We start from the raw sequence: 25,500 nt of genomic DNA, 5'->3' as shown, positions 1-25,500 counted from the left end.
TGGAAATTCTATATTGTCTGTATGCAATAAATTGCTTATTCAGGCATTAGGAAAAGTGTTCGCGGAAGTGTTAAAATGAAATCTGTGGATAATTTTTCGGATTTTGAAACACCCCCCGAAGATAGTGACAGAAGGTGACAAAGTGAACCCTTAAACGACCTTTTATTGAGACCCATATATGACAGTATTTGGGTAGGCAACTGAACTGAATAGGGTAGGTATCCGAATTAAATGAAAAGCAGACAAGGAAAAACTTATCTGCCGAACAGTTTATTAATTAAATCCTTTCTTCCCAGTTTTTGCAATGCTTGAGTTATTTGCCGGCGAAACTCAGGTTTGTACCAGAAAAAGAATTGTCGTTGTGCCAGTTTTTGTTCTTTACTGCGTGCCGTAAAGATTTTCTCCAGCGTATAAGGATGATAGCCGGTGTAATACATCTCGGTAGCCAGCGTCATAGGAGTAGGAGTAAAGTCCTGCACCTGCTCCAACTGAAAATGTAATCCTTTTGTTAAAACTGCCAGTTCGGCCATATCTGTTTCCGTACAACCCGGATGGCTGGATATAAAATAGGGTATAAGCTGTTGTTTTAAGCCCTGTCTTTGATTTACCTTGTCAAATATCTTTTTAAACTGTCCGAACAATTGGAAAGACGGTTTGCGCATTTGTTTAAGTACTTCGTCTTGTGTGTGCTCTGGTGCCACCTTTAAACGACCGGAAACATGACGGGCAATTAATTCTTCCGTATAAGTCTGTGCAGACCGGTTTAAGTCTTCATCCGTATAACGATGTAAAAGCAAATCATAACGTACCCCGCTTCCTATAAAAGAACGTTTGATTTCCGGCAAACTGTCCACGGCTTTATATATTTCCAGTAAAGGCGTATGGTCGGCATTCAGGTTTTTACATACGACAGGGAATATGCAGGACGGTTTTTTACATTGGCTGCATATTTTCTCGTCTTTGCCTTTCATACGGTACATATTGGCCGACGGACCGCCCAGATCGCTCAAATAACCTTTAAAGCCGGGCATTTCCGTTATCGCTTTCACTTCTTTCAGTATGGACTCTTTACTTCGTGAAGAAATAAATTTGCCCTGATGGGCAGATATAGTACAGAAAGCACATCCCCCGAAACAACCCCGATGCACATTCACCGAGAATTTAATCATCTCGAAAGCCGGGATTATTTTTCCTTTGTATTTAGGATGGGGAAGACGCGTATAAGGAAGATCGAACGAAGCATCCAACTCTTCTTCCGTCATTGGTGGGAAAGGAGGATTTACAACAATGGTCTTTTTCCCGACAGCCTGTAAAATACGGGATGCGTTGTATTTATTTGATTCTTCTTCAATATGTTTAAAATTTTTTGCCTGTTTTAATTTATCACGCAGACACTCTTCGTGCGAATAAAGTTCTATATCACCAGGCTGTAGTTCTGCCTTATCCGACAAATAAACGGTTTGACGGATATCTTTTATAGAATGGAATGATTCCCCGGCTTGCAGGCGGCGAACTAATTCCCTTATTGGTTTTTCACCCATTCCATATATCAATAAATCAGCAGGACTGTCGGCCAAAATGCCCGGCCTCAGTTTATCTTGCCAATAGTCATAATGCGTAAGCCGACGCAAAGAAGCCTCTATACTACCTAATACGACAGGAATATCGGGATATAACTCTTTTAATATTTTTGTATAGACAATACTCGGATAGTCCGGTCTCATTCCAGCCCGGCGGTCTGGTGTATAAGCATCATCGCTGCGTAAACGCTTATTCGCCGTATAATGGTTAATCATTGAATCCATCGCTCCGGCTGATACGCCGAAAAAGAGGCGGGGAGTACCCAGTTTCCTGAAATCTCTGTAGTCGCCACGCCAATCCGGTTGCGGAACAATAGCTACACGCAGTCCTTCGGCTTCTAATATCCGCCCTATAACGGCAGCACCAAAAGAAGGATGGTCCACATAGGCATCTCCACTGAATAAGATTACATCCACATAATCCCATCCTCGCAATTCAACTTCTTTTTTGGTTGTTGGCAACCATGCGTCCGGTTTAAATGTTTTCATGATGCAAAGGTACTAAATTGTAGTTATATCTGATCATGGTTATAACTTCTGCTTATGGAGTATTCATTTTTATGATTGGTATACATGATTTAGAATCTTTACATTTGTTGCCGGAAAGAAAATAGCAGGCAAATAAACAGTTATTAATATATAATTTAAAATCAGATCTTATGAAGACGCTAACAGACGAAAAACTCACCATTGTAGGTGCTGCAGGTATGATTGGTTCAAACATGGCACAGACAGCCATTATGATGGGATTAACTTCAAACCTTTGCTTATATGATCCCTACGCTCCTGGATTGGAGGGCGTTGCCGAAGAATTGTTCCACTGTGGTTTTGAAGGTGTTAATATTACATTTACCTCTGATATAAAAGAAGCTTTAACCGGAGCTAAATATATTGTAAACTCAGGTGGCGCTGCCCGTAAAGCCGGTATGACACGTGAAGATTTGTTGAAAGGTAATGCTGCTATCGCAGAAGAATTCGGTAAGAATGTAAAGAAATATTGTCCGGATGTTAAACATATTGTTGTAATTTTCAATCCTGCTGATATTACAGGGTTAATTACGTTATTATATTCCGGTTTAAAGCCGTCACAGGTTACCACTTTAGCTGCTTTGGACAGTACCCGTCTGCGTAGCGAACTGGCCAAACATTTTGGTATTTCTATGGATTTGGTTAACAATTGCCGTACCTATGGAGGTCATGGCGAACAAATGGCTGTTTATGCGTCTACAGCAGAAGTAAACGGTAAGAAACTAACCGATATTATCGGTACTGCCGATTTGACAAAAGACCAGTGGACAGAAATCCAGGCAAAAGTGACTAAAGGTGGTGCAAATATTATTGTTTTGCGCGGTCGTTCTTCTTTTCAGAGCCCGTCTTATGTTTCAATTGAAATGATTGCGGCAGCTATGGGTGGCAAACCATTCCGTTGGCCTGCCGGAGCATACGTGTCAAACGGCAAGTTCGATCACATTATGATGGCTTGGGAAACATCTATAACAAAGGATGGTGTTGCATTGAAAGATGTCAAGGGAACTCCGGAAGAAGATGCGGCTCTGGCAAAAAGCTACGAACATCTTTGTGCTTTGCGTGATGAAGTAATTGCTATGGGAGTTTTGCCTCCGGTATCGGAATGGCATGCATTAAACCCGAATATTAAGTAATACGTTTTTCTTATAATATACTTCACATTGCATTACAATCCTGCCGGTCTCATCTGACTGACAGGATTGTTTTTTATTTCATGCGGAAAGTTATAATTTCCTTTCCGGATACATAGCTGCCCACCATTCCGGTTCATCTTTCAGCCATTTGGCAAACCAGGCAAAGATAGTATTTTGCCATCCTATACGTTTGCTGTAGCCTACAATGCCGTGGTTCTCTCCGTCTACCTGAACAAACTCTACTGTTTTGCCCAGTAGTTTAAGGGCAGCAAACATCTGAATGCTTTCCCCGACAGGAACGTTTGTATCAGCGTTACCATGCAAAAGTAAAAGGGGGGTATTTATCTTGTCTGCATTAAATAACGGACTTTGTTTTGTGAAAAATTCCGGATTATTCCATGGATAAGTACCTTTGTTAGCTACGGAACAATAGCCAAATCCCCAGTAACCTTCACCCCAATAACTGCTTAATGCACTAATACCTGCATGGCTGACAGCTGCAGCAAAGATAGTTGTCTTGGTCTGTAAATACTGTGTCATAAAGCCTCCATAGCTGGCACCAATACAGCCTATTTTCTTTTCATTCACGAAAGCGTGCTGTTTACAAAACTCTTTTGTTCCCTGAATAATTTCATCGGCCGTTTTTATGCCCCAGGCATTAACGTGGCGGGCAGCAAATTCTTGTCCGAAACCAGTAGTACCACTAGGATTTAGCGTATAGACAACATAACCCAAAGCTGCATACATGTGCATTGAATAGCGCATTTCCAACATACGGTTTGTGGGCGATGTACCTCCATAATAGTAAACGATCATTGGATATTTCTTGCCGGGATCGAAATGGGGAGGCAAGTAATAACGTCCTTGAATGGTAGTTCCGTCAGTTGATGTAAAATTCCAGTCATGCACTTCACCCAATGCAATGTCTTTCAGTTTATCGGAAGAAAGATCGTAAACCAAACGGCTCTTTCCGCCTTTCAGATCATAAGTATAGAGGCGGTTTGCATTAGAAACGCTTTGTCCATAGAAGAACAATACAGGAGCGTTATCAGCCAATGAATAGCCTGTAATAATATCTTCGGTTAAAGCAATCTGTTTGATTTTTCCATTAGCCGGATTACAAGAAAAAAGGCGCTGGAAATCCTGGTCTTCTGCCTGGATATAGATTTGTCCGTCATAACGATTCCATACTGCATCTATTACATTAGGATTAAATTCTTTTGTTAAGGGAGTTGCTTTATGATTGGCCAAGTTATAAAGGAAAAGTTGCCCGTCATAATCATTCGACAATTGCCCTTCTTTGATATTTAAGCCTATACCTTCGAATGCATCACCGGAACCGGCCACCAAAAGCTGTTTTCCGTCAGGAGAAAAAGCCGCCTGATTAACATAAGGTTTTTTTTCCCAGATGGTATCAATTGCCATTGTTTGCAAATCCATTCTATATAATGAATTACGTCCGTGAGGCAAAGATGTATATACATTATCGTTGACACTGAACAGCAGATAACGGCTGTCGGCACTTATGTCATTAATATACGTACTTTGGTAACCAAAAGTCAGTTGTTCATAAAGCCCCGTGTGAAGATCATACCGCCAGATAAACGAACGGTCGCGGAAACCAGGCAAACGATCTCTGGGTTCCAACACGCGGATCAATTCGTTACCTTCTTTAGGCCCCTGTTCTTCGATAGTAAAAAAGAGAGATGCTTCATTCGGAGCAACTATAAAATGTCCGTCCGGCAGATCATTTACCAGAATATTTTCTTTCATTGTTGCCGGGTCCACGGTTACAAGCTCTTTACCTTGCAGACCTTTGCGCGTATAATAGAATAAATTGCTCTCAGGCATCCAACGGGCATTGGTAAGAAAACCGTTATCCTGCAACAATATGCGTCCGGTTGAAGCATCCATTAACTGCGTATATGATTCGCTTTTGCCTTCAGGGAAACGATTTACATACTTTACCAAAGCGTATTTACCGTTAGGTGAAACACCTATTCCCCTGAAATCCTGACCTTCCATTATATTGTTCAATGTATAACGCTTTTCAGGGTTTAACGAAGCTGTAACTACTGCATCTTCCTTACTTTTAAATATTGTTTTAAAAGAAGGTTTGCATGTATCAGTTTCTGCAGTCAGGTATTTAATAACAATTTCATAACGGCGCGGCTCCATGACCAGTTCAGAAGTAGACCCTACAGATTTGTTATTGACATATACGTCAAAGGCGCCGTTGCCTGTTACTTCTAGTGTACCTTTCACATATCTGTCACTATTTAAAAAGAAAGAAAACAGATGAAGGGCATATCCTTTTTGCGAGGCCGGGAAAGAAACAGACCCGGCTGTGTCTGCCTGAAGTATTTCGGGAGAAGACAATGCCCGATCGAACGGCAGTGTGGATTTAAGTAGATTTTTTGCTTCAAACGGCTTCCCGTTTACATTTACGGTGTCAACCATAAACGGTTTGTTTACCACAATAGGGCCGGCATATTTGTATTGCATTACCTTTATATTGGTGGCTGCCTGAAGTGTTAGTGCAGCAAACAATAATACCGGAATTAAATAAGTTCTTTTTTTCATATATATTATATTTACAATTTGCGTAAACCGCTTACCAAATAATAGTCATCGGAATCGTATATAGAGTGTATAGTGAAATAAGGTTGCATCCAATCCGCCAATTCTTTTGCTGCTGGTAAACCGAAAGACAATTTGCCGGCATGCTTGTTATGATGACTGTTTATCTTATTACGTCCTTCACTATGGCAAATAACAAGCTCTCCATCCGGAACAAGAAGGTCTGCCAAATGAGAAATTGTTTTTTGCTGGTGTTCAAAATGAGGAAAAACGCTATAAGCAATGATATAATCAAACAATTCTTCCTTCATATCCAATACATTTGCATGGCGGAAGTCTACAATTGAAGTTGCATATTTGCTTTTCGCCATTTCAATCATTTGTCCGGAAATATCTATAGCTACAATACTAGCGGGAGAATAGGGAAGGAGATACTTTTCGAGTACACCCGTCCCGCATCCTATATCCAGAATACGTAAGCCTTTGTGCAGAGTGGTTTGTTCCAGTATCGTGTTAATCTTATCCGCATCATGCGTACAAAGTTCATCCCAACGATCGGCTAAGGAATCAAAAAAGCTTGCTATTTCATTCATTCCATTGCTCCTTCCCAAATATAGCAGTCCTTAAAGTATTCCTTTAAATCCGTTGGAGATTCGAATAATCCGAATACAGATGAACCGGAGCCGGACATAGAAGCATAAACAGCCCCCCTGGCATACAAAGTTTGTTTGATTTTCTCTATTGCCGGATATTTTGGAAACACACTGCCTTCAAAATCATTTTTCATGCTATTTCTCCATTCGGACACAGGTTGTTTGATAATCTCTTTTAATGAAATATCAGGTTCCGCAGGAGTAACCAACGAATAGGCTTCGGGGGTTGATACTGCCACTTCCGGCTTTACCAGGCATAAATAGTATCCTTTTAATGAAAGAGATACATGTTCAAACTGATTACCTGTTCCATTCGCAAACACAGGTGTATTACGAATGAAAAACGGACAATCGGCACCAATATGTGAAGCTATTCTTTCTAACTCATCATCCTGTATATTTAATTTGCAAAAATCATTGATCAGCTTCAGCATAAAAGCGGCATCGGCAGAACCTCCGCCCAATCCTGCACCAAAAGGAATGGCTTTTAGCAAATGAACTTCCAGTGGTGGAATTTCATACTTTCCCTTTAATATATTCAAAGCCTTAACAACCAGATTTTTTTTAACTGGAGCATCAACAGGAATACCGGTTTGATGAAAAGAAAAGGTTTTGGCTATTACTATTTCCAGGGCATCCTTTACAGGAACCGGATAAAATACGGTTTCAATATTATGATAACCGTCCGGACGTTTACTTACAATATTCAGTCCCAGGTTTATTTTGGCATTCGGAAAACAAATCATATTTATTGATATTTTTGTATTATGGTTCTGCAATCATTTCTTCTGCAATGATTTTAGCTTCTTCTTCCGGTTTTTTAATATTGGGTAATTCCAATCCGTAACCTTTGATCCTGTCTTCACGCTTCAATAATAATGCAATCATAAGGGCTAAGATACCGAAACAAGTAAATATCATCATCGGAATAGTGTAATCGTATGTCGGTTTTTTATTTACATATCCGGTAATACAATATTTATCAAGGACTTTGCCGATAAGATACGGAACTCCCATCAATCCCCAGTTTTGTACCCAGAATATCAGAGCATAAGCCGTACCCAGTTTATTTTCGGGGATGATTTTCGGAACAGAAGGCCACATAGCCGATGGTACCAGGGAGAAAGCAATTCCCAACAAAAGAATCAGTCCGAGTGCGATAACCCAGTTGTTTAATGCAGGAATAGAGAACATGAAGTGTATGAATACCAACATGATTGCACCAACAATCATAATTGTAGCGCCTTTTCCTTTACGGTCATACAGGTTACCGAAAAACGGAGTAAGCAGAATATTTCCGAATGGTAATAAAGCGGGAATCACACCAGACCATTCAGGATCGATACCAAACTTATTGATCATTAAACTCGGAGCATATTTCAAAAATGGGAATACGGCAGAATAAAATAGTACGCATAAAAGAGCTACGTACCAGAATCCTTTCATTGAAATAATGGAAAAGATGTCTGAGAAACGGAACGGCTCTTCGGCTTCTTCTTCCGTATTTTCCAGTTCTTCGTCGCGGCGTTTATCCATTACCACAAATACGATGAACGACAACAGACCTATACATAATAATATTAATCCGATTAAAATCGGCATGCTGATAGAGTTGTTGAATGCTTTACATAACAATGGAGTAACACCTATGGCCAACCCTGTTCCGATACGTGCACAAGCCATCTCCAATCCCATGGCAAGAGCCATTTCTTTACCTTTAAACCATTTTACAATAATCTTGGAAACGGTGATACCGGCAATTTCCACTCCAACACCAAATATTGCATATCCCAGTGAAGCTACCAGTAATGTATATCCCCATTCTGTTCCCAAAATAGTTACTGTCGCACCGTCGAAATTATGTGAGATACCAAACCATTTAATGAATACACCAACAATCATAATACAGGTTGCCATAAGGCCGGTAAAACGTACACCCATTTTGTCAAGGATCATTCCCCCGAATATCAACATAAGGAAAAATACATTAAACCATCCGTATGCACTGGTAAATTTACCATAATCATCTCCTGACCATCCTAAACCGCCTCCACCTACAGGCGTTTGAAGTAAATCTTGGAGTGGAGCCATCATGTCCGTAATAAAATATCCGCAAAGCATGGTGAATGCCACAAGCGCCAAGACGCTCCAGCGGGCCGTTTTAGACTCACTTAGTTTTCTTTGAATCTGTTGTGTCATAATATTTGATATGAATTAAGTTATTCGTTTGTTTGAAATAGGGGAATAGCATCGGCAACGATAAAGGTGCTGCCTCCAATAAAAACCAGGTCATCTTTGCCAGCCTTTTTTAAAGCTTTTTCCACAGCTTCCCGAACGGTCTTGCAAGTAATACCAGATAAGCCGTGTATGGATGCTTTCAAAGCAAATTCCTGTGCCGGCATTGCACGTTCTACAGATGCTTGTGTAAAAAAGTAGTTAGCCTCTTTAGGCATCATGGATAATACTCCGTCTACGTCTTTATCGTTTACCATACCTATTATCATGTAAAGATTTTTATAATGTTTGGCTATGCCTTCCAATTGAGAACTCAAATAGTTCCAACCTCCTATATTATGTCCTGTATCACAGATGACTTTCGGTTTGTCTTGCAACTTTTGCCAACGCCCCATTAGCCCGGTTAATGTCGTTACATGGCTAAAACCCTCCCGGATTGCTTCTATCGGAATGTTTATACCGGAACGGGTTAAAAGACTGAGTGCCGCCAATATTGTACGGTTATTTTTGCATTGCGAGAAACCGCCCAATTCTCCGTGCAGTTTCCCGAATTCCAATGAATCAATCTCCCAGCCATCTTCTGTCCGTATCGCATTATTTATTAATTCCACACTTTGAGAAAAGTAAATGGGTGAATTTTGTTTGCGGGCTGTTTCTCTGAATACTTCTGCCACGGAAGAATCTAATCCTTCTCCGATTAAAACAGGAATCCCAGTCTTAATGATCCCTGCTTTTTCTGCAGCGATCTTCTCTACTGTATCACCCAGAAACCGGGTATGATCAAGGCTGATATTCGTTATAATACTTAAGACAGGAGATATTATATTAGTACTATCCAGTCGTCCTCCCATACCAACTTCGATAATGGCATAATCGACCTTTTCATTACGGAAATAATCAAATGCGATAGAGGATGTAAGTTCAAAAAATGAAGGATGGAGAGATTCGAAAAAGGGGCGGTGGCGTTCAACAAAACCGGTTACATATTCTTTAGATATTTTTTTTCCATCGACTCGGATACGTTCCCTGAAATCTACCAAATGAGGGGAGGTATACAAACCTACTTTATATCCTGATTGCTGTAAAATAGCAGCCAGCACGTGACAGACCGAGCCTTTGCCATTTGTTCCTGCCACATGAATCGTCCGGTATGATTTATGTGGATTTCCTAAGTAATTATCAAGAGCTATACTTGTTCCAAGACCCGGTTTATAAGCAGAAGCACCGCTGTGCTGGAATACCGGAATACTGGTATACAAATAGTGTAATGTATCTTCGTATGTCATGTTTTTGTGATTTGTATTGTGCAAAAGTAGTCAATTTTATTTTACCTTTGCCTGCTGTTAATAAAAATGAAGAATAAAAGGAAATGGAACAACAACGTGTTGTGTACGCGCCTCAGGGGGATGTTTGCTCAAAGATGATGCTAATTGATGTCCAGGGCGATGTAATAACCAATGTACAAATTATAGGTGGTTGCCATGGTAATGCCCAAGGGATATCTGCCCTGCTTGTGGGAATGAATGTAAATGAAGCAATCAATCGAATGGAAGGGATAGACTGTCATGGACGCGGTACATCCTGTCCGGACCAACTGGCACAGGCTTTAAAAAAGTGTATTTGAACCATTATATCGTTAGTTTATAATCATTTTATATCCTATTCCGCGTACATTTAATATTTTAATTGACGGGTCGCGAGATAATTTATGCCTTAATTTGGTAATAAATACATGCAGGCTGCGCGAATTGAAAAACGAATCATCTCCCCATAAGTCCAGTAGAACCTCCTTCATTGGTAATATTTGATTGATATTTTCACACAACCGTTTTAATATTTCCGACTCCCGGTTACTAAGCAACTCTTTATCATCACAGAAAGAAAGAGTTTGGGTAATAGAGTCAAATTCATATTGTCCGATACGGAAATATGTCTCTTGTGGCTGCTTTACGGTTATTTTATGCAAAAGGGCTTTTATACGTACGATCAGTTCTGCTATGCCGAAAGGCTTCTTTAGATAATCATTTCCCCCTAATTCAAAACCTTCTACTACATCATTTGCCGAAGAACGGGCAGACAAGAATAATACAGGAATTGTACAATCGTGCTTTCGTATTTCCCGAACCATCGTAAACCCATCCATTTTAGGCATCATGATGTCTGATACGATAACATCCGGTTTAGTTTCCTTGTAACGGGCAATACCTTCTTCTCCATCGGCAGCTAATATGATTTCAAATTCTTTACCATCCAGCGTGTCTTTTATAATCATGGCAAGTGTAGCCTCGTCTTCTACCAGCAGTACTTTTATCTTGTTCATATTCCTGTTTTATTTTTGATTAATGAAATGAAGAGTGAAAGTAGAACCTTTAACCGGCTTGCACCTGTGATTTAATCTCTTCATATCTGTGAGCCGGTTAATAATTCACGAAGAAAAAATAAAACAGACTGTTAATGTCATTAAAATGCCGGCATAATAAGATAAATAAGCTTTATAAGATAGTTTTCTCCTATAAAACTTTTCATTCTAACGAACATTCATATTTTAAAATAAGTATATTTGTAGGGAACGCAGATAATATATGTTCTTTTAGGAACATTCATGTTTTGTCGTTCAATGTTGAATAATCATTAAATCGAAAGGTTATGGGAGCAAAGAAGAATTTTGTGCTGGATACCAATGTTATCCTGCACGATTACAAATGTATTGAGAACTTTCAGGAGAATGATATTTATTTACCTATTGTGGTGCTTGAAGAACTGGATAAGTTTAAAAAGGGAAGCGACCAGATAAATTATAATGCGCGTGAATTTGTACGCGAACTGGATGCATTAACCAGCAACGATCTCTTTTTGAAAGGAGCTTCATTAGGACCGGGAAAAGGAACACTTCATGTTGTAACCGGGGATAAATACCAGGAGAAAATAGCTCTTTCATTTCCGGAAAAGACGGCAGACCACCGCATTCTTTCCTGCACATTATCTATTGCGGAAAAGAATCCGAAGATCAAAACAATACTTGTTACCAAAGATGTAAACCTACGGATGAAAGCTCGTTCACTGGGTATTCAGGTTGAAGACTATATTACGGATAAAGTAATTAATGTAGATATTTTTGAACGTGCCCAGGATACTTATGAGAATATTGATCCCGATTTAATTGATAAAATATATTCTTCAGCAGACGGTGTTGATTCCGATTTACTGGAAATCAAATCAAAACTAGACCCGAATGAATGCTTTATATTAAAGAGTGTACGAAACTCTGTACTAGCTCGTTATAATCCGTTTACGGATAAAATAAAGAAGGTAGACAAAGGTACAAACTACGGTATTCAACCTCGTAACGCGGAACAAAGTTTCGCTTTTGAAATATTGAATGATCCGAATATTAAACTGGTAGGATTAACAGGAAAGGCAGGTACCGGAAAGACTTTGCTAGCTTTAGCTTCTGCCTTAAAACAGGCAAATACATATAAGCAGATATTACTGGCTCGTCCCATAGTGGCTTTAGCAAATAAAGATATAGGATTCCTTCCGGGGGATGAAAAACAGAAAGTAGCTCCCTATATGCAACCTTTGTTCGACAATTTGAATGTAATTAAAGCCCAATTTGCACCCGGAAGCCCGGATACGCGCAAGATTGATGATTTACAAAAGAATAATCAACTGGTCATCGAAGCACTAGCATTTATCCGCGGACGCAGTTTATCTGAGACATTCTGTATTATAGACGAAGCTCAAAACTTAACTCCTCATGAAATAAAAACAATTATTACCCGTGCAGGAGAAGGCACAAAAATGGTATTCACCGGAGATATCCAACAAATTGATTCGCCCTATTTGGATGCCCAGAGTAACGGTTTAGCTTATATGGTTGATAAAATGAAAGGACAAGAATTATTTGCTCACGTCAACCTTATAAAAGGAGAACGCAGCCAATTATCCGAATTGGCATCAGATTTGCTTTAAAAATTATACAGTTGACATGGGAAATGGTTGAGTTGAGAAGCTCTTTTTGCCGTTTACATGTCAACTGTTATTTATTCCCACCTAACTATTCCCTATCTTTGGAGCTCTATTTAATGTCTTTATTATGGAAATTCAAACTCGTAAAAAAGAAATAATGAAGGTGACGTTGGTTGGCTCCGTAGGGAACTTTCTATTAGTTATCTTTAAATTTATTGCCGGATTTGCAGGGCATAGTAGTGCTATGATTGCAGATGCCGTACACTCGTTATCCGATTTTGTTACGGATATGATTGTATTGCTTTTCGTTAATATATCTTCCAAGCCGAAAGATGAAAGTCATGACTATGGACATGGTAAATATGAAACATTAGCCACATCAATTATCGGTATTGTTTTGTTATGTGTAGGAGTAGGGCTCTTTTGGGAAGGAGCCAATAAGATATACGACTTTTATTTCAGAGGCGAAACATTGGAAAGTCCCGGTAACATTGCGTTGATAGCTGCCATTGTTTCAATTATCATAAAAGAAGCACTTTATCAGTATACAATCTTAGTAGGTAAACGCCAGAACAGTCAGGCAGTTATTGCTAATGCATGGCATCACCGTTCGGATGCTTTTTCATCTATAGGGACCATGGTAGGTATTGGTGGAGCAATTCTTTTAGGTGAGAAATGGCGCGTTTTGGATCCATTAGCTGCCGTTATAGTGAGTATCTTCATTGTTAAGGTTTCATTTGAATTGGTAATGCCGGCTATTAATGATTTATTAGAAAAGTCGTTGCCAAAAGAGGTCGAAGACGAAATTCTTTCTATAGTTACTGAATCTCCGGAGGTAAAAAATCCTCACAATTTGCGCACGCGCCGCATAGGGAATGATATTGCAATTGAAATACACATTCGTATGGATGGCCAAATGACAGTTGCACGTTCTCATACAATTATGTGTGAAATAGAAAGAAAGCTTCGCCAACGATTTGGTTCTGCTACTCATATCGGTTTACACGTAGAACCAATAAAATAAAGATTTAGACGAGGTAGAAGATGAATAAAGACATACAGTTATTTCGTGGAGAAGTTTTTTATTTTACAGATTCTCCATTAGAAAGGAAAGATGCTTATTATTACTACCCGGACGGAATACTAGTAGTTTCCGAAGGGAAGATTGTAGAGTCAGGTAATTATGATGTAATACATACCCGTTATCAGGGAATCCCCGTAACAGATTATTCGGGTAAATTGATTATGCCGGGTTTTATCGACTCGCATATTCATTACTCCCAATCAGAAATTATAGGTATGTATGGTTGCCAGTTGTTGGATTGGCTGAATGATTATACTTTTCCGGCCGAAGAAGCATTTTCTTCACCTGAACATGCCGAACAAATAGCTCGTTTTTTCATCCGGGAGCTATTAAAGAATGGTACGACTACATGTATGGCCTATGCAACTGTACATCCTATATCGGTAGAATCCCTTTTTGCCGTAGCATCCGAATACAATATGTGTATGCTGACAGGTAAAGTACTGATGAACCGAAATGCCCCCGAAAACATATTAGACACAACCGGAAAAGGAGAAACAGAAACGCGTTCATTAATAGAATCATGGCATAGGAAAGGACGTAACCGGTATGTCATTACTCCTCGTTTTGCTATCACCAGTACGCTGGACCAATTAGAAAGTGCCGGACGTTTGCATGCCGAATATCCGGATACCTATATACAAACCCATTTATCAGAGAATAAAGACGAGATAGCTTCCGTGCTTTCATTATGCCCGGAACACTCGGATTACCTGGAAGTTTACGAACGAACAGGATTGCTGACAGATCATACGGTTTTCGGACATTGTATTCATTTATCAGCAAAAGAATGTGAACGTTTGGCTTCTGCCAAAGCTATTATAGCTCACTGTCCGACTTCCAATTTATTCCTAGGAAGCGGACTATTCAATATGCCCCAAGCCAATTATTATAATTTGCAAACTACATTAGCCACCGACGTAGCAGGTGGAACTTCCTTTTCAATGCTGCGTACTATGGGCGAGGCCTACAAAGTACAGCAATTAAACGGCTATCCTATATCTTCGTTGGAATTATTATACAAATGTACATTAGGCTGTGCAAAAGCTTTACATCTGGAAAATGAGATAGGAAATTTTAAACCCGGTTGTAATGCCGATTTCATTGTAGTGGATTATGCTTCTACCTCATCCCAGCAATTACGCAAAGAGCATCTGGTACGTATTGGAAAATGGAACATAGAAAATAAACTCTTCGGTTTACAGATATTAGGAGATGACCGCGCTATTCAGGCTACTTATTTAATGGGTGTCCAGGTTTAGCAATCTATTTAAAATATACACCTAACATATTTGCTTTAATAAATAAATTAATTATATTTGTCCGTCTGTTATTGTAAAATGTTTTACAATATAAAAGGTGTTATATTTAAATATAATAGGTTGGTTAGGTTTAAGAATAGATAACTGAATGTTTCAAAAAGGAGAATACTATTATGATTAAATCACTATTCAAAACATTGGCTGTTGCTTTAGTAGGCTTTTCTTCATTGAATGGAATATATGCGCAGGATGTACGTGATAAAGTATCTTATGGCGATATTAAGCCTAAAGCTCCATCTTCATTACGTTTTATGAGTTACAATATCCGTATTGGCATAGGGATGGATAACGAAGTAGATATTGCACGGGTTGCAGAAGTAATCAAACGTGTTAATCCAGACGTTGTTGCTCTTCAGGAAGTGGATAGTGTAACAGAAAGGGTTAATTGGGCAAATCAAATTATGCAATTATCGGAATTAACAGGTATGTACCCAATCTTCGGTCATGCAGTAGACCGTTCCAAAGGCAAATATGGCATAGGTATGCTTACCAGAACCAAACCGGAAAGTATCCGGAAAGTACCTTTGCCCGGCGATGAAGAACCCCGTTTATTAATCATTTCAGATTTTAAAGATTATGTTGTATGCAGTACGCATTTTTCGTTGGTAGAAAAAGACCGTGTAACATCGGCCGGTATTTTAATTAAAGAGTTAGAAGGGATAAAGAAACCAGTATTGATAGGGGGAGACTTCAATGCGAAACCGGGTAGTAAGCCGGTAGAGATCATGAAAAGTAAATTTGATCTATTGAGTAGCGAAAGCTTCATTACTTATCCATCTGACACTCCGAGAGTATGCTTGGATTATGTTTGGGGATTGAAGCAGAAAGGTTACAAATATAACGTTACTCAGAGCGTGTCTATTAATGAACCAATGGCGTCAGACCACTTGCCGCTTGTTACAGACATAAAGCTCTAACAATAGATTTATTAGGGGGAGAAAAAATAAGGGTAGACGTGATGTCTACCCTTATTTTATTTATATGAACTTTTCTTATTTATAAGATTCGCCCTTAACAGCAGCAATACCCGGAAGAACTTTACCTTCGATTGCTTCCAGCAAAGCACCACCACCTGTAGATACATAAGACACACCATCTACCAAACCGAACTTATTAACACATGCTACAGAATCGCCTCCGCCTACTAATGAGAAAGCACCATTCTTAGTAGCTTCTACGATAGCGTTACCTACTGCACGTGAACCGTCTGTGAAGTTTTCAAATTCGAACACGCCTGTAGGACCGTTCCAAAGGATTGTTTTAGACTTTTTGATAACATCGGCATAGATTTCTATCGTCTTAGGACCTATATCAAGGCCTTCCCAACCATCAGGAATTTCATTTACGTTCGCATAAGCAGTTTTAGCGTCGTTACTAAATGAATCGGCTATTTTAGCATCAACGGCCAATACAAGATTCACACCCTTTTCTTTTGCTTTCTTTATCAGATCAAGAGCAAGATCCAACTTATCGTCTTCAACAATAGAATTACCAATCTTGCCACCTTGTGCTTTAGTGAAAGTATAAGTCATTCCACCAGTGATGATCAGGTTATCTACCTTATTCAACAGGTTTTCGATGATTTCGATTTTTGAAGAAACCTTAGAACCACCCATGATAGCTGTAAACGGACGCGCAATGTCGTTCATTACTTTTTCAACGGCTTTCACTTCTTTTTCCATCAAGTAACCGAACATCTTATTGTCTGTATCGAAGTAGTCTGCAATCAATGCCGTAGAAGCATGCGCACGATGAGCTGTACCGAATGCATCATTTACATAGCAATCAGCATAAGAAGCTAATCTCTTTGTAAATTCTTTCTGGCTTTCTTTAACGGCTTTCTTGGCAGCTTTCTTTTCTTCATCGGAAGCATCCTCAGCCAAACCTCTCGGTTTGCCTTCTTCTTCTGCGTAGAAACGAAGGTTTTCAAGCAACAATGCTTCGCCCGGTCTTAAAGCAGCTGCTTTAGCGCCGGCTTCTTCGCCAATACAGTCATTAGCAAACTGAACTTCTACACCTAATAAATCGGAGAGGTGTTTCTGAATATGTTTCAAAGAGTACTTGTCAGTAACGCCTTTTGGACGGCCCAGGTGAGAACCGATAATTACACTACCACCATCAGCCAATATCTTCTTTAAAGTAGGAAGAGCAGCGCGCATACGAGTATCGTCTGTGATGTTGAAGTTTTCATCCAAAGGAACATTGAAGTCAACTCTTACAAATGCCTTTTTTCCGGCAAAATTGAAATTGTCAATTGTTTGCATAACTATTGTATTTAAATTCAGTATTAAAATGTATCGTTTAACCGCGTGCAAACTTACGCAAAAATATTTTATTTAGGTGTTACATTTATATAATTATTCGGTCAGTTTGAATCTCAATCTAAGCCGCCCTTCGGCATAATCATAATTAAGCAATTTAAAATGGCCGATTTCGGATGTGTTGTTTACATGAGTCCCGATACAGGCACAAGCATCATAATCTCCAACCCTTACAATACGTAGTGTTTCGCTTGCTTCCTCGGGCAATTTACTTAAATCTACAATTTTTCCGGCATCTTCACGAGACATATAGTCTATTGTTACAGGCAAATGTTGATCAATTACATTATTGACCTGTTGTTCTACTTCCGCCATCATCTCCGCAGAAGGTTCTTCCGTAAGTTGATAGTCGCATTTACTCTTTTTCCGCTCGATATGTGCATTCTTTGAGCGCGGACACCCAAACATACGCACCATTGTCTGATTTAAAATATGTTCGGCAGTGTGCATAGGTGGATATTCTTGTTTGTTGTGTTCGTTAAGTTGGATCTCTTGTTCCATATTAATTATTTTGATTGATTAAATTTACTACTACTTTTACCATAATGTCTTTTTCTTCTGTACGGCTTTCTGCAATCATTAAGGTGAGGGCGACTAATGTATTATCAACGATACGTTTTTTTCCGCTTGGATGGTAGAGTATTCCGTTGTTTTCCATGAACCAAAGGAATAGCATAGCTGCAATTCGTTTATTACCATCACTGAAAGAATGATTCTTTGTTACCAGATAAAGTAGCATGGCTGCCTTTTCTTCAATACTGGGATAAAGTTCTATGCCATCGAATGTCTGGTAAATGGTTGAAATCGAACTTTTGAATGATTGGTCTTTTTCATGTGCAAACAGTTCGCTTTCCCCGAATTTCCCTTTTAGGCTTCGAATGGCTTCTATTGCGTTTTCATATGTGGCATGAAATCTATCTCCTTTTGTCGTATCCTCGATGATGAGTTGCTGATAATCGTATTTATCTAAAGTATCGAGGGCATAGACATAATCGGTTACGACAGCTAATAAACCTTTGGACTGGTCGGATGTTAGCTGTTCTTGGTTTTTGAGCGTATTACCGAGGATACGAACGATGTCTTTTAGCTCTTGATAATGTTCTAATTTTATCTTTTGGTTGATGGCATAACCTTTAATAAGATAGTCTTTCAATATTTTGTTGGCCCAGATACGGAATTGGGTACCACGTATTGAATTAACTCGATAACCGACCGATATTATCATGTCTAAATTGTAAAAAGGAATATATCGGGTTACTTTCCTTTTCCCCTCTGTACGAACTTGTGCAATTTTTGCACAGGTTGGTTCTATCTCTAGTTCATGGCTCTTGTAAATGTTGTTTATATGACGCACAATAGATGTACGGTCTGTTTGGAATAACTCGCTCATCTGCGCTTGCGTCAACCAAACGGTATCTTTTTCCATTTTAACATCCAGCTTGATTTCTCCATCTTCCGTTTGATAAATGATAATATCGTTTAAGGATGGGTTAAAATCAATGGTGTGCATAGGTGGATATTCTTGTTTGTTGTGTTCGTTAAGTTGGATCTCTTGTTCCATAATTGTTTTCAAAATTATATTTCTCTCTCCAAAATACTATATATGTTTATATCTGCATATTCGCCGGAAGATAATAGTTCTCCATGACGGATGGTACCTTCCATTTTAAAACCAAGGCGTTGGGGGATTGCGTTACTAGGATGATTACCTACAGCACAACATATCTGGACACGGTGCATATTTCGTTCGCGGATAGCCCATCGGCTAAGGTATTTTACACTTTGTGTCATTATTCCCTGTCCCTGATACTCAGGCAACAACCAATAGCCAATCTCTGTCCGGTGATTAACATTATCCGTATTTACAAAACCGATAAGACCGCAAAACTCTTTTCCCTTCTCTATCATAAATACAATATTTCTGTCTTGATATGGAACAGATAGAGTTGCATGCAGAAAAACTGCTTCATCTTCAACCGTATGCAATTTAGGAACAAATGGCAACCATGTTTTCAGATAATCCCTATGCAAATCTATTGCCTGCCAGATTGTTTTTGCATCTTCCAAAGTTGCTTCGCGGATTGAATAGTTTTCATTGATTTTTGCTTTCATATCTCATTCTCATATTATAAAAGCAAAGATATAAGGTTATTTTGTCCGGTAAAAATTATCCCGATGATTTTATAAAATGATCGGGATGATTTATAAAAGTGATACTGATGATTTTTCTTTATTTATATTTTGTAAAAGTATTATCCGTACCTTTGCCGACTGTAACACTAAAAGAAAAAATTATGTCAGTTGCAAAAAGGGACTTAGAGGATAATAGAAAGGTAACAACCCATCGCCTGATGGAAATGAAGCAGCGCGGAGAAAAAATCTCAATGCTGACAGCTTACGATTTTTCAATGGCTACACTTATAGATCAGGCAGGTATGGATGTAATTTTGGTGGGAGATTCCGCTTCTAATGTAATGGCAGGTAACACAACAACCTTACCAATTACGCTGGATCAGATGATCTATCATGGTAAGTCCGTGATGAAAGCGGTTAAACGTGCTCTTGTAGTTGTAGACCTGCCGTTCGGAACCTATCAGGGGAATTCCAAAGAAGCATTAGCTTCTGCCATCCGTGTAATGAAAGAAACACATGCCGATTGTATCAAACTGGAAGGAGGGTCGGAAGTAAAAGAGTCTATTGAACGTATTTTATGTGCCGGCATTCCTATTATGGGGCATTTGGGATTAACTCCTCAGTCCATTAATAAGTTTGGTACTTATACTGTTCGTGCCCGTGAAGAGGCAGAAGCCCAAAAACTAATTGATGATGCTCATTTATTAGAGGAAGTAGGTTGTTTTGCCTTGGTATTAGAAAAAATACCGGCTGCATTAGCTGCTCGTGTAGCTTCCGAACTAACAATTCCGGTTATTGGCATTGGTGCGGGAAATGGAGTAGACGGGCAAGTCTTGGTAATGCATGACATGTTAGGTATAAATCAAGGTTTCTCGCCTCGTTTTCTACGTCGTTATGCAAACCTTGCCGAAGATATAACCCGTGCCGTACAAGCATACATAGAGGATGTGAAAACACAAGATTTTCCAAACGAAAAAGAACAATACTAGACTTTTACCACAACATAACATTAACCGAAGCTCCTAAAGCTAAGGCGTTTAATGTTTTATGAGTTTCATATTGTACTGCTTCTCCTTCCTGGTTAGTCGAATAAGAAACAAACCGGGAAGGAGAACAGTTATAATCTATAAATACTCTCACACCAAGATTTTGCTTGACAATATATATACAGGCCAAAAAAAGAAGGATTACGTTTATAATCGAAAAATTCAAAGCTAAGGTTATTCCTGATAATATCCCTGTCCTTGAAGATCAAATCTGCCAGATAATAGGTAATATAAGGATGTTACTATAAAATGAATTTTGTCTATATTTGCTTAAAATGTACGATATGAAATATCATTTACTAATCGGAGGAGTTTCTTCTGGGAGTGGAAAGACTACTTTTACATTAGGATTATTACGGGCATTGAAGAAACGCCGTATGCAAGTACAACCTTTCAAATGCGGACCGGACTATATCGACACCCAGCACCATACAATGGCATCAGGACGCCCATCTGTAAATCTGGACTATTTTATGATGTCCGAAAAACACATGCAAGAACTATATAGCCGGTATACATCTGATGCCGATATTGCAATAACCGAAGGAGTTATGGGACTGTTTGACGGTTTTGACGGTATGAAAGGAAGCAGTGCCGAAGTTGCACATTTATTGGATATTCCAGCTATTTTAATTGTAAATGCTAAAAGTACAGCATATTCTTCCGCTGCCCTTTTATACGGCTTCAAACACTTTTACAAAGGAGTCAGAGTGGTTGGTGTTGTCTTTAATTTTGTGTCGTCTGATACACATTACGAATATTTGAAGCAGGCTTGCAAGGACGTTGGAGTAGAAGCTCTGGGATATTTACCTAAGCAGCCGGATATAAATATTCCCAGCAGGCATTTAGGACTTTCGCTGGAAAATGATTTCTGTTTTGAATCGTTTGCCGATCAAATAGCTGACATCGTAGAACAACATGTAAACATAGATCGTCTACTTGAGTTAACGCCATGCAATGTACTTTCTGAAATTAAAGAAAATATTGCACCAATAAATGAAAACTTCCGTATTGCTGTTGCTCAGGATGCAGCATTTAATTTTGCATACGAAGAAAACCTCCGGTTTTTGAACCGCATAGGGAATATTTCCTATTTCAGCCCACTAAAAGATATATGTCTGCCAGAAGCCGACTTCGTTTATTTGCCGGGAGGATATCCGGAATTATTTCTTGAAAAGCTCAGTAAAAATTATTCTATGCTGGCGTCAATAAAATCTTATGCTGAAAACGGAGGAAAGCTGCTTGCCGAGTGTGGGGGAATGATGTATCTCTGCAAACATATAGTAGGAATGGATGGAAAAAGCTATCCGATGGCTGACCTATTGCCTCAAAAAGCAACAATGGAAAATATGAAACTAACTCTGGGTTATCGCACTTTACTGTATAATGGATATGAATTAAAAGGACACGAGTTTCACTATTCTCACACATTCCCACTGGCAGATACTTTACATTCGGTAGCAAAAGCTTATACGGCAAAAGGGAAGGAGGCAGATACTCCGTTATATCGTTATAAAAATGTATTGGCCGGTTATACTCACTTATATTGGGGAGATTCATCCTTAAATACTTGGTTTATTAATTATCTGAAAGAAAAATAAAATGAGAATTTATACAAGAGGTGGAGACAAAGGTCATACCGGCATTCATGGTGGAGAGCGGGTGGATAAAGATGACATACGGATAGAAGCCAATGGAACATTGGATGAATTGAACGCCCAGATAGGGATTGTCCGGACATTACTTCCTGGCGAACATGACTGGCAGGAATTGTTGGGAAGAATTCAAAGAGAAATGATGACAGTTATGTCTAATGTGGCAACTCCTTCTACAATCCGGGCAAAGAATCCTAATAAAATATCAGAAGACCTAGTCCTTTTTTGTGAAAAACAGATAGATATGTTGTCAGAAAAAATGGGAGAGAACAGCTATTTCGTATTGCCGGGAGGTACTCCTGTATCCGCACATTTGCATTTGGCCCGTACAATTGTACGTAGAGCCGAACGCCGTTTATGTACATTGAATCGTAAAGATCCGGTTCCTCCTCTTATCATGCAGTTCGTAAATCGCTTATCCGATTTGTTTTTCGCTATGGCACGGTATGACATATTCTGTCAGGGTGGAACAGAAGAACGTTGGCACTCGTTTCTTTATAAACGAGGCCGGTAAAAGCTATTCTTCTTCCGACACAGCAATCAGATCAGCAACTGTAGCCTGGGTTTCCTTGATCAGATCGGTAGGGGAGATTTGTATTTGCAGTCCACGTTGCCCGGCACTTACATATATTTTATCAAATTGTGGAGCCGTACAATGAATGTAGGTTGGAAAATGTTTTTTCATACCAACAGGAGAACAGCCGCCGCGAATATAACCGGTTAAAGGTAGTAGTTCTTTCATAGGAATCATCTCACACTTTTTATTGCCGGATACTTTTGCTGCTTTTTTTAAATCAACTTCATGATCTCCGGGAATAACACATACAAAATAGCCACTTTTATCACCATGCAAAACTAACGTTTTGAATACTTGTTCAATGTCTTCACCCAGTTGTTCTGCTACATGAATAGCGCTCAGATCGTTCTCGTCTACCTCATACGGTACTAACTGATAAGCAATTTTTGCCTTGTCAAGCAGCCGCGCTACGTTGGTTTTATTTATCTTCTCTTTCATAATCACAAGCTTTTCATAGACAATTGCACACGTTTACGAATTAAATCCACACTAAGTACTTTTACTTTTACATGTTGATGAATGGATACGATTTGTGTAGGATCACTAACATATCTATCAGCTAACTCCGAGATATGGACTAAGCCGTTTTCCTTAATACCAATATCTACGAAACATCCGAAATTTGTAATATTAGTAACAATACCCGGTAATATTTGCCCTTCTTTCAAATCTTCTATTGTTTTAACATCCGGATCAAAAGCAAAAACCTGGATGGTCTGACGAGGGTCCCGCCCCGGTTTATCCAGTTCTTCCATAATATCCAGTAATGTAGGCATACCAACTTTATCAGAAACGTATTTATCTAATTTCAATTTATTCTTTATCTCCTTGTTCGAAATAAGTTCCGCTACAGAACATTGTAAATCTTTTGCCATTTGCTCTACAATGGGGTAACTTTCCGGATGTACGGCCGAATTGTCCAATGGGTTTCGGCCACCTTGTATACGAAGGAATCCGGCACTTTGTTCAAATGCTTTATCTCCCATACGGGGAACTTTTAAAAGCTCTTTGCGAGAAGTAAAAGGGCCGTGTTCAGTTCTATAGTTTACAATATTTTGTGCTAATGTTGGTCCTAATCCAGATACGTATGTCAGTAAATGTTTGCTGGCTGTATTTACATTTACGCCAACCAGGTTTACACAACTCTCTACAGTCTGATCAAGACTTTTCTTTAATGCGTTTTGTTCCACATCGTGCTGATATTGCCCTACACCAATGCTTTTCGGATCAATCTTTACCAACTCGGCTAAAGGGTCCATCAATCGGCGTCCTATACTGACAGCACCACGCACCGTAACATCGTATTCTGGAAATTCTTCACGTGCGGTTTTTGATGCGGAATAGATAGATGCCCCGTTTTCGCTTACTACAAATACCTGAACCTTTCGTTCATAACGAATATTAGTAATAAACTGCTCTGTCTCACGGCTGGCAGTTCCATTACCAATCGCTATTGCATCAATAGCATATGTTGTTACTAATTGAGATACTTTGGATGCAGCTTTGTTCTTTTCATTCTGTGGCGGATGCGGATAAATAGCTTCATTATGTAACAAATTGCCTTGTGCATCCAGACAAACCAACTTACAACCGGTACGATATCCAGGATCAATACCCAATACACGCTTTTGGCCTAAAGGAGGAGCCAAAAGTAATTGGCGCAAATTTTCTGCAAATACACGAATAGCTTCTTCATCCGCTTTAGCTTTACTTAAATTGGCAAACTCAGTTTCTATGGATGGTTTAAGCAATCGTTTAAAAGAATCATCTATGGCTTCAGCCACCTGGTCAGAAGTATCATTACGCCCTTTCACAAAACGTCTTTTCAATCTATCCAGACAAGAATCTGTATCCGGTGATATGCTTATGCGGAGTATTCCTTCTGCTTCTCCGCGGCGTAAGGCCAACAACCGATGGGAGGAACAACGGCTCAAAGGTTCGCTAAATTCAAAATAGTCTTGATATTTAGTGCCTTCTTCTTCTTTACCTTTTACTACCTTTGAAGAAATAACAGCTGTATGACTAAATGAATTTCGCACTGTATTACGAGCATCCTCGTTTTCATTTACCCATTCGGCTATAATATCGCGCGCACCTTGTAAAGCATCTTCTACACTCTTAATTTCATTTTTCACAAAATCTTTAACGCGATCAAAAAGCCGGCTTTCGTTTTGCATCATTATTACTTTAGCCAAGGGTTCCAGACCTTTTTTACGGGCTATTTCAGCCTTAGTAATACGTTTGGGTTTATAAGGAAGGTAAATATCTTCTATTTCCGTACTATCCCATGAATCTTCAATACGTTTTTTTAAATCCAGTGAAAGTTTTCCTTGTTCTTCTATTGAGTTTAAGATTGTCTCTTTTCGCTTTTTTATCTCTGTCAGTTTATCTAACTGATCTTTGATATTGCTGATTTGCACTTCATCCAAACCACCTGTCGCTTCTTTACGATAACGGCTAATGAAAGGAATTGTAGCTCCTTCATCTATCAACCTTATTGTTCTTTCAACTTGTCCTGCCGGAATATTTAATAAACGCGAAATAAGCGCATGAAATAGCATAATTGTAATTTTATTTATGATTCGTACTACAAAGATAACAATTGCATTTTAATTCTGTTTTGCCGGATTAGTTCTTAACCTGAATATTTGTTCCTTTCACGTTCATTTATTAGATTTGCCAAT

The 25,500-nt window shown here is 39.1% G+C and carries 23 protein-coding genes; 9 read left to right on the top strand and 14 right to left on the bottom strand.

Features of this window, described 5'->3' with window-relative positions; genetic code table 11:
• Positions 1–254 precede the first annotated feature (254 nt).
• A complete protein-coding gene (locus ACYIB7_RS08010) occupies positions 255–2,069 on the bottom strand; it encodes a YgiQ family radical SAM protein (protein ID WP_480336707.1) in 1,815 nt (604 codons plus the stop codon).
• 170 nt (positions 2,070–2,239) lie between these two features.
• On the opposite strand from ACYIB7_RS08010, the gene ACYIB7_RS08005 reads away from it, so the two are divergent.
• Positions 2,240–3,241, top strand: coding sequence for a malate dehydrogenase (locus tag ACYIB7_RS08005; RefSeq protein ID WP_480336706.1), 1,002 nt, complete (start codon positions 2,240–2,242; stop codon positions 3,239–3,241).
• Positions 3,242–3,331: 90 nt separating this feature from the next.
• On the opposite strand, the gene ACYIB7_RS08000 is transcribed toward ACYIB7_RS08005, so the two are convergent.
• Genes ACYIB7_RS08000 through ACYIB7_RS07980 form a run of 5 tightly spaced genes read right to left on the bottom strand, consistent with a single transcriptional unit; the run spans position 3,332 to position 9,995 of the window.
• Complete coding sequence (locus tag ACYIB7_RS08000; RefSeq protein WP_480336704.1) at positions 3,332–5,824, bottom strand: S9 family peptidase; 2,493 nt, start codon at positions 5,822–5,824, stop codon at positions 3,332–3,334.
• 11 nt (positions 5,825–5,835) lie between these two features.
• Positions 5,836–6,414, bottom strand: coding sequence for a class I SAM-dependent methyltransferase (locus ACYIB7_RS07995; RefSeq protein ID WP_480336702.1), 579 nt, complete (start codon positions 6,412–6,414; stop codon positions 5,836–5,838).
• Positions 6,411–7,220 (bottom strand): 4-(cytidine 5'-diphospho)-2-C-methyl-D-erythritol kinase, encoded by an 810-nt coding sequence (gene ispE, locus ACYIB7_RS07990; RefSeq protein WP_480336700.1) that lies wholly within the window; start codon positions 7,218–7,220, stop codon positions 6,411–6,413. Before ispE ends, ACYIB7_RS07995 begins: the two co-directional genes overlap by 4 nt.
• A gap of 19 nt (positions 7,221–7,239) precedes the next feature.
• Positions 7,240–8,673, bottom strand: a complete 1,434-nt coding sequence (locus ACYIB7_RS07985; RefSeq protein ID WP_480336699.1) for an MFS transporter — start codon at positions 8,671–8,673, stop codon at positions 7,240–7,242.
• A 20-nt stretch (positions 8,674–8,693) separates the two neighbouring features.
• Positions 8,694–9,995, bottom strand: coding sequence for a bifunctional folylpolyglutamate synthase/dihydrofolate synthase (locus ACYIB7_RS07980; RefSeq protein ID WP_480336697.1), 1,302 nt, complete (start codon positions 9,993–9,995; stop codon positions 8,694–8,696).
• 83 nt (positions 9,996–10,078) lie between these two features.
• Between ACYIB7_RS07980 and ACYIB7_RS07975 the strand changes: the two genes are divergently transcribed.
• Positions 10,079–10,333: a TIGR03905 family TSCPD domain-containing protein gene (locus ACYIB7_RS07975; RefSeq protein WP_103982441.1), complete on the top strand. Its 255-nt coding sequence runs from the start codon at positions 10,079–10,081 to the stop codon at positions 10,331–10,333.
• A 12-nt stretch (positions 10,334–10,345) separates the two neighbouring features.
• On the opposite strand, the gene ACYIB7_RS07970 is transcribed toward ACYIB7_RS07975, so the two are convergent.
• Positions 10,346–11,029 (bottom strand): response regulator transcription factor, encoded by a 684-nt coding sequence (locus ACYIB7_RS07970; protein ID WP_480336695.1) that lies wholly within the window; start codon positions 11,027–11,029, stop codon positions 10,346–10,348.
• 326 nt (positions 11,030–11,355) lie between these two features.
• Here ACYIB7_RS07970 and ACYIB7_RS07965 point away from each other — a divergent pair, with 326 nt between their 5' ends.
• The 4 genes from ACYIB7_RS07965 to ACYIB7_RS07950 all read left to right on the top strand — a co-directional run bounded on the left by ACYIB7_RS07965 (position 11,356) and on the right by ACYIB7_RS07950 (position 16,001).
• On the top strand, positions 11,356–12,681 hold the full coding sequence (locus ACYIB7_RS07965) for a PhoH family protein (RefSeq protein ID WP_103982439.1): 1,326 nt from the start codon (positions 11,356–11,358) through the stop codon (positions 12,679–12,681).
• Between the two features lie 124 nt (positions 12,682–12,805).
• On the top strand, positions 12,806–13,702 hold the full coding sequence (locus ACYIB7_RS07960; RefSeq protein ID WP_103982438.1) for a cation diffusion facilitator family transporter: 897 nt from the start codon (positions 12,806–12,808) through the stop codon (positions 13,700–13,702).
• A gap of 20 nt (positions 13,703–13,722) precedes the next feature.
• A complete protein-coding gene (gene guaD, locus ACYIB7_RS07955) occupies positions 13,723–15,024 on the top strand; it encodes a guanine deaminase (RefSeq protein WP_103982437.1) in 1,302 nt (433 codons plus the stop codon).
• Positions 15,025–15,197: 173 nt separating this feature from the next.
• Complete coding sequence (locus tag ACYIB7_RS07950) at positions 15,198–16,001, top strand: endonuclease/exonuclease/phosphatase family protein (protein WP_234999274.1); 804 nt, start codon at positions 15,198–15,200, stop codon at positions 15,999–16,001.
• A gap of 75 nt (positions 16,002–16,076) precedes the next feature.
• On the opposite strand, the gene ACYIB7_RS07945 is transcribed toward ACYIB7_RS07950, so the two are convergent.
• From ACYIB7_RS07945 to ACYIB7_RS07930, 4 genes are all read right to left on the bottom strand, one after another.
• Positions 16,077–17,348, bottom strand: a complete 1,272-nt coding sequence (locus ACYIB7_RS07945) for a phosphoglycerate kinase (protein ID WP_103982436.1) — start codon at positions 17,346–17,348, stop codon at positions 16,077–16,079.
• 93 nt (positions 17,349–17,441) lie between these two features.
• Positions 17,442–17,906 carry an alanyl-tRNA editing protein gene (locus ACYIB7_RS07940; RefSeq protein ID WP_103982435.1) on the bottom strand — a complete coding sequence of 155 codons (465 nt, stop codon included), beginning with the start codon at positions 17,904–17,906 and terminating at the stop codon, positions 17,442–17,444.
• Position 17,907: 1 nt separating this feature from the next.
• The gene (locus ACYIB7_RS07935) at positions 17,908–18,915 is read right to left on the bottom strand and encodes a virulence RhuM family protein/type II toxin-antitoxin system death-on-curing family toxin (RefSeq protein WP_234999276.1); all 1,008 of its coding nucleotides are present in this window, start codon (positions 18,913–18,915) and stop codon (positions 17,908–17,910) included.
• Positions 18,916–18,980: 65 nt separating this feature from the next.
• Complete coding sequence (locus ACYIB7_RS07930; RefSeq protein WP_480336692.1) at positions 18,981–19,517, bottom strand: GNAT family N-acetyltransferase; 537 nt, start codon at positions 19,515–19,517, stop codon at positions 18,981–18,983.
• A 182-nt stretch (positions 19,518–19,699) separates the two neighbouring features.
• Here ACYIB7_RS07930 and panB point away from each other — a divergent pair, with 182 nt between their 5' ends.
• Positions 19,700–20,527, top strand: coding sequence for a 3-methyl-2-oxobutanoate hydroxymethyltransferase (gene panB / locus ACYIB7_RS07925; RefSeq protein WP_480336690.1), 828 nt, complete (start codon positions 19,700–19,702; stop codon positions 20,525–20,527).
• Between the two features lie 4 nt (positions 20,528–20,531).
• On the opposite strand, the gene ACYIB7_RS07920 is transcribed toward panB, so the two are convergent.
• Positions 20,532–20,678 (bottom strand): hypothetical protein, encoded by a 147-nt coding sequence (locus ACYIB7_RS07920; RefSeq protein ID WP_234999273.1) that lies wholly within the window; start codon positions 20,676–20,678, stop codon positions 20,532–20,534.
• A gap of 190 nt (positions 20,679–20,868) precedes the next feature.
• Between ACYIB7_RS07920 and ACYIB7_RS07915 the strand changes: the two genes are divergently transcribed.
• Together ACYIB7_RS07915 and ACYIB7_RS07910 are read left to right on the top strand one after the other, a co-directional pair.
• The gene (locus ACYIB7_RS07915; RefSeq protein WP_480336688.1) at positions 20,869–22,185 is read left to right on the top strand and encodes a cobyrinic acid a,c-diamide synthase CobB; all 1,317 of its coding nucleotides are present in this window, start codon (positions 20,869–20,871) and stop codon (positions 22,183–22,185) included.
• A 1-nt stretch (position 22,186) separates the two neighbouring features.
• A complete protein-coding gene (locus ACYIB7_RS07910) occupies positions 22,187–22,753 on the top strand; it encodes a cob(I)yrinic acid a,c-diamide adenosyltransferase (RefSeq protein ID WP_103982431.1) in 567 nt (188 codons plus the stop codon).
• A gap of 3 nt (positions 22,754–22,756) precedes the next feature.
• Here the strand turns inward: ACYIB7_RS07910 and ybaK are convergent, their stop codons facing one another.
• Positions 22,757–23,254, bottom strand: a complete 498-nt coding sequence (gene ybaK, locus ACYIB7_RS07905) for a Cys-tRNA(Pro) deacylase (protein WP_099465669.1) — start codon at positions 23,252–23,254, stop codon at positions 22,757–22,759.
• A 2-nt stretch (positions 23,255–23,256) separates the two neighbouring features.
• Complete coding sequence (locus tag ACYIB7_RS07900) at positions 23,257–25,377, bottom strand: Tex family protein (RefSeq protein ID WP_480336686.1); 2,121 nt, start codon at positions 25,375–25,377, stop codon at positions 23,257–23,259.
• Between the last annotated feature and the right edge of the window lie 123 nt (positions 25,378–25,500).

The sequence above is a fragment of the Parabacteroides sp. KHUB-03 genome, assembly GCF_056640975.1.
Note: the sequence above shows the minus strand (reverse complement) of the source record. Positions and strands in the feature narration are given on the sequence as shown.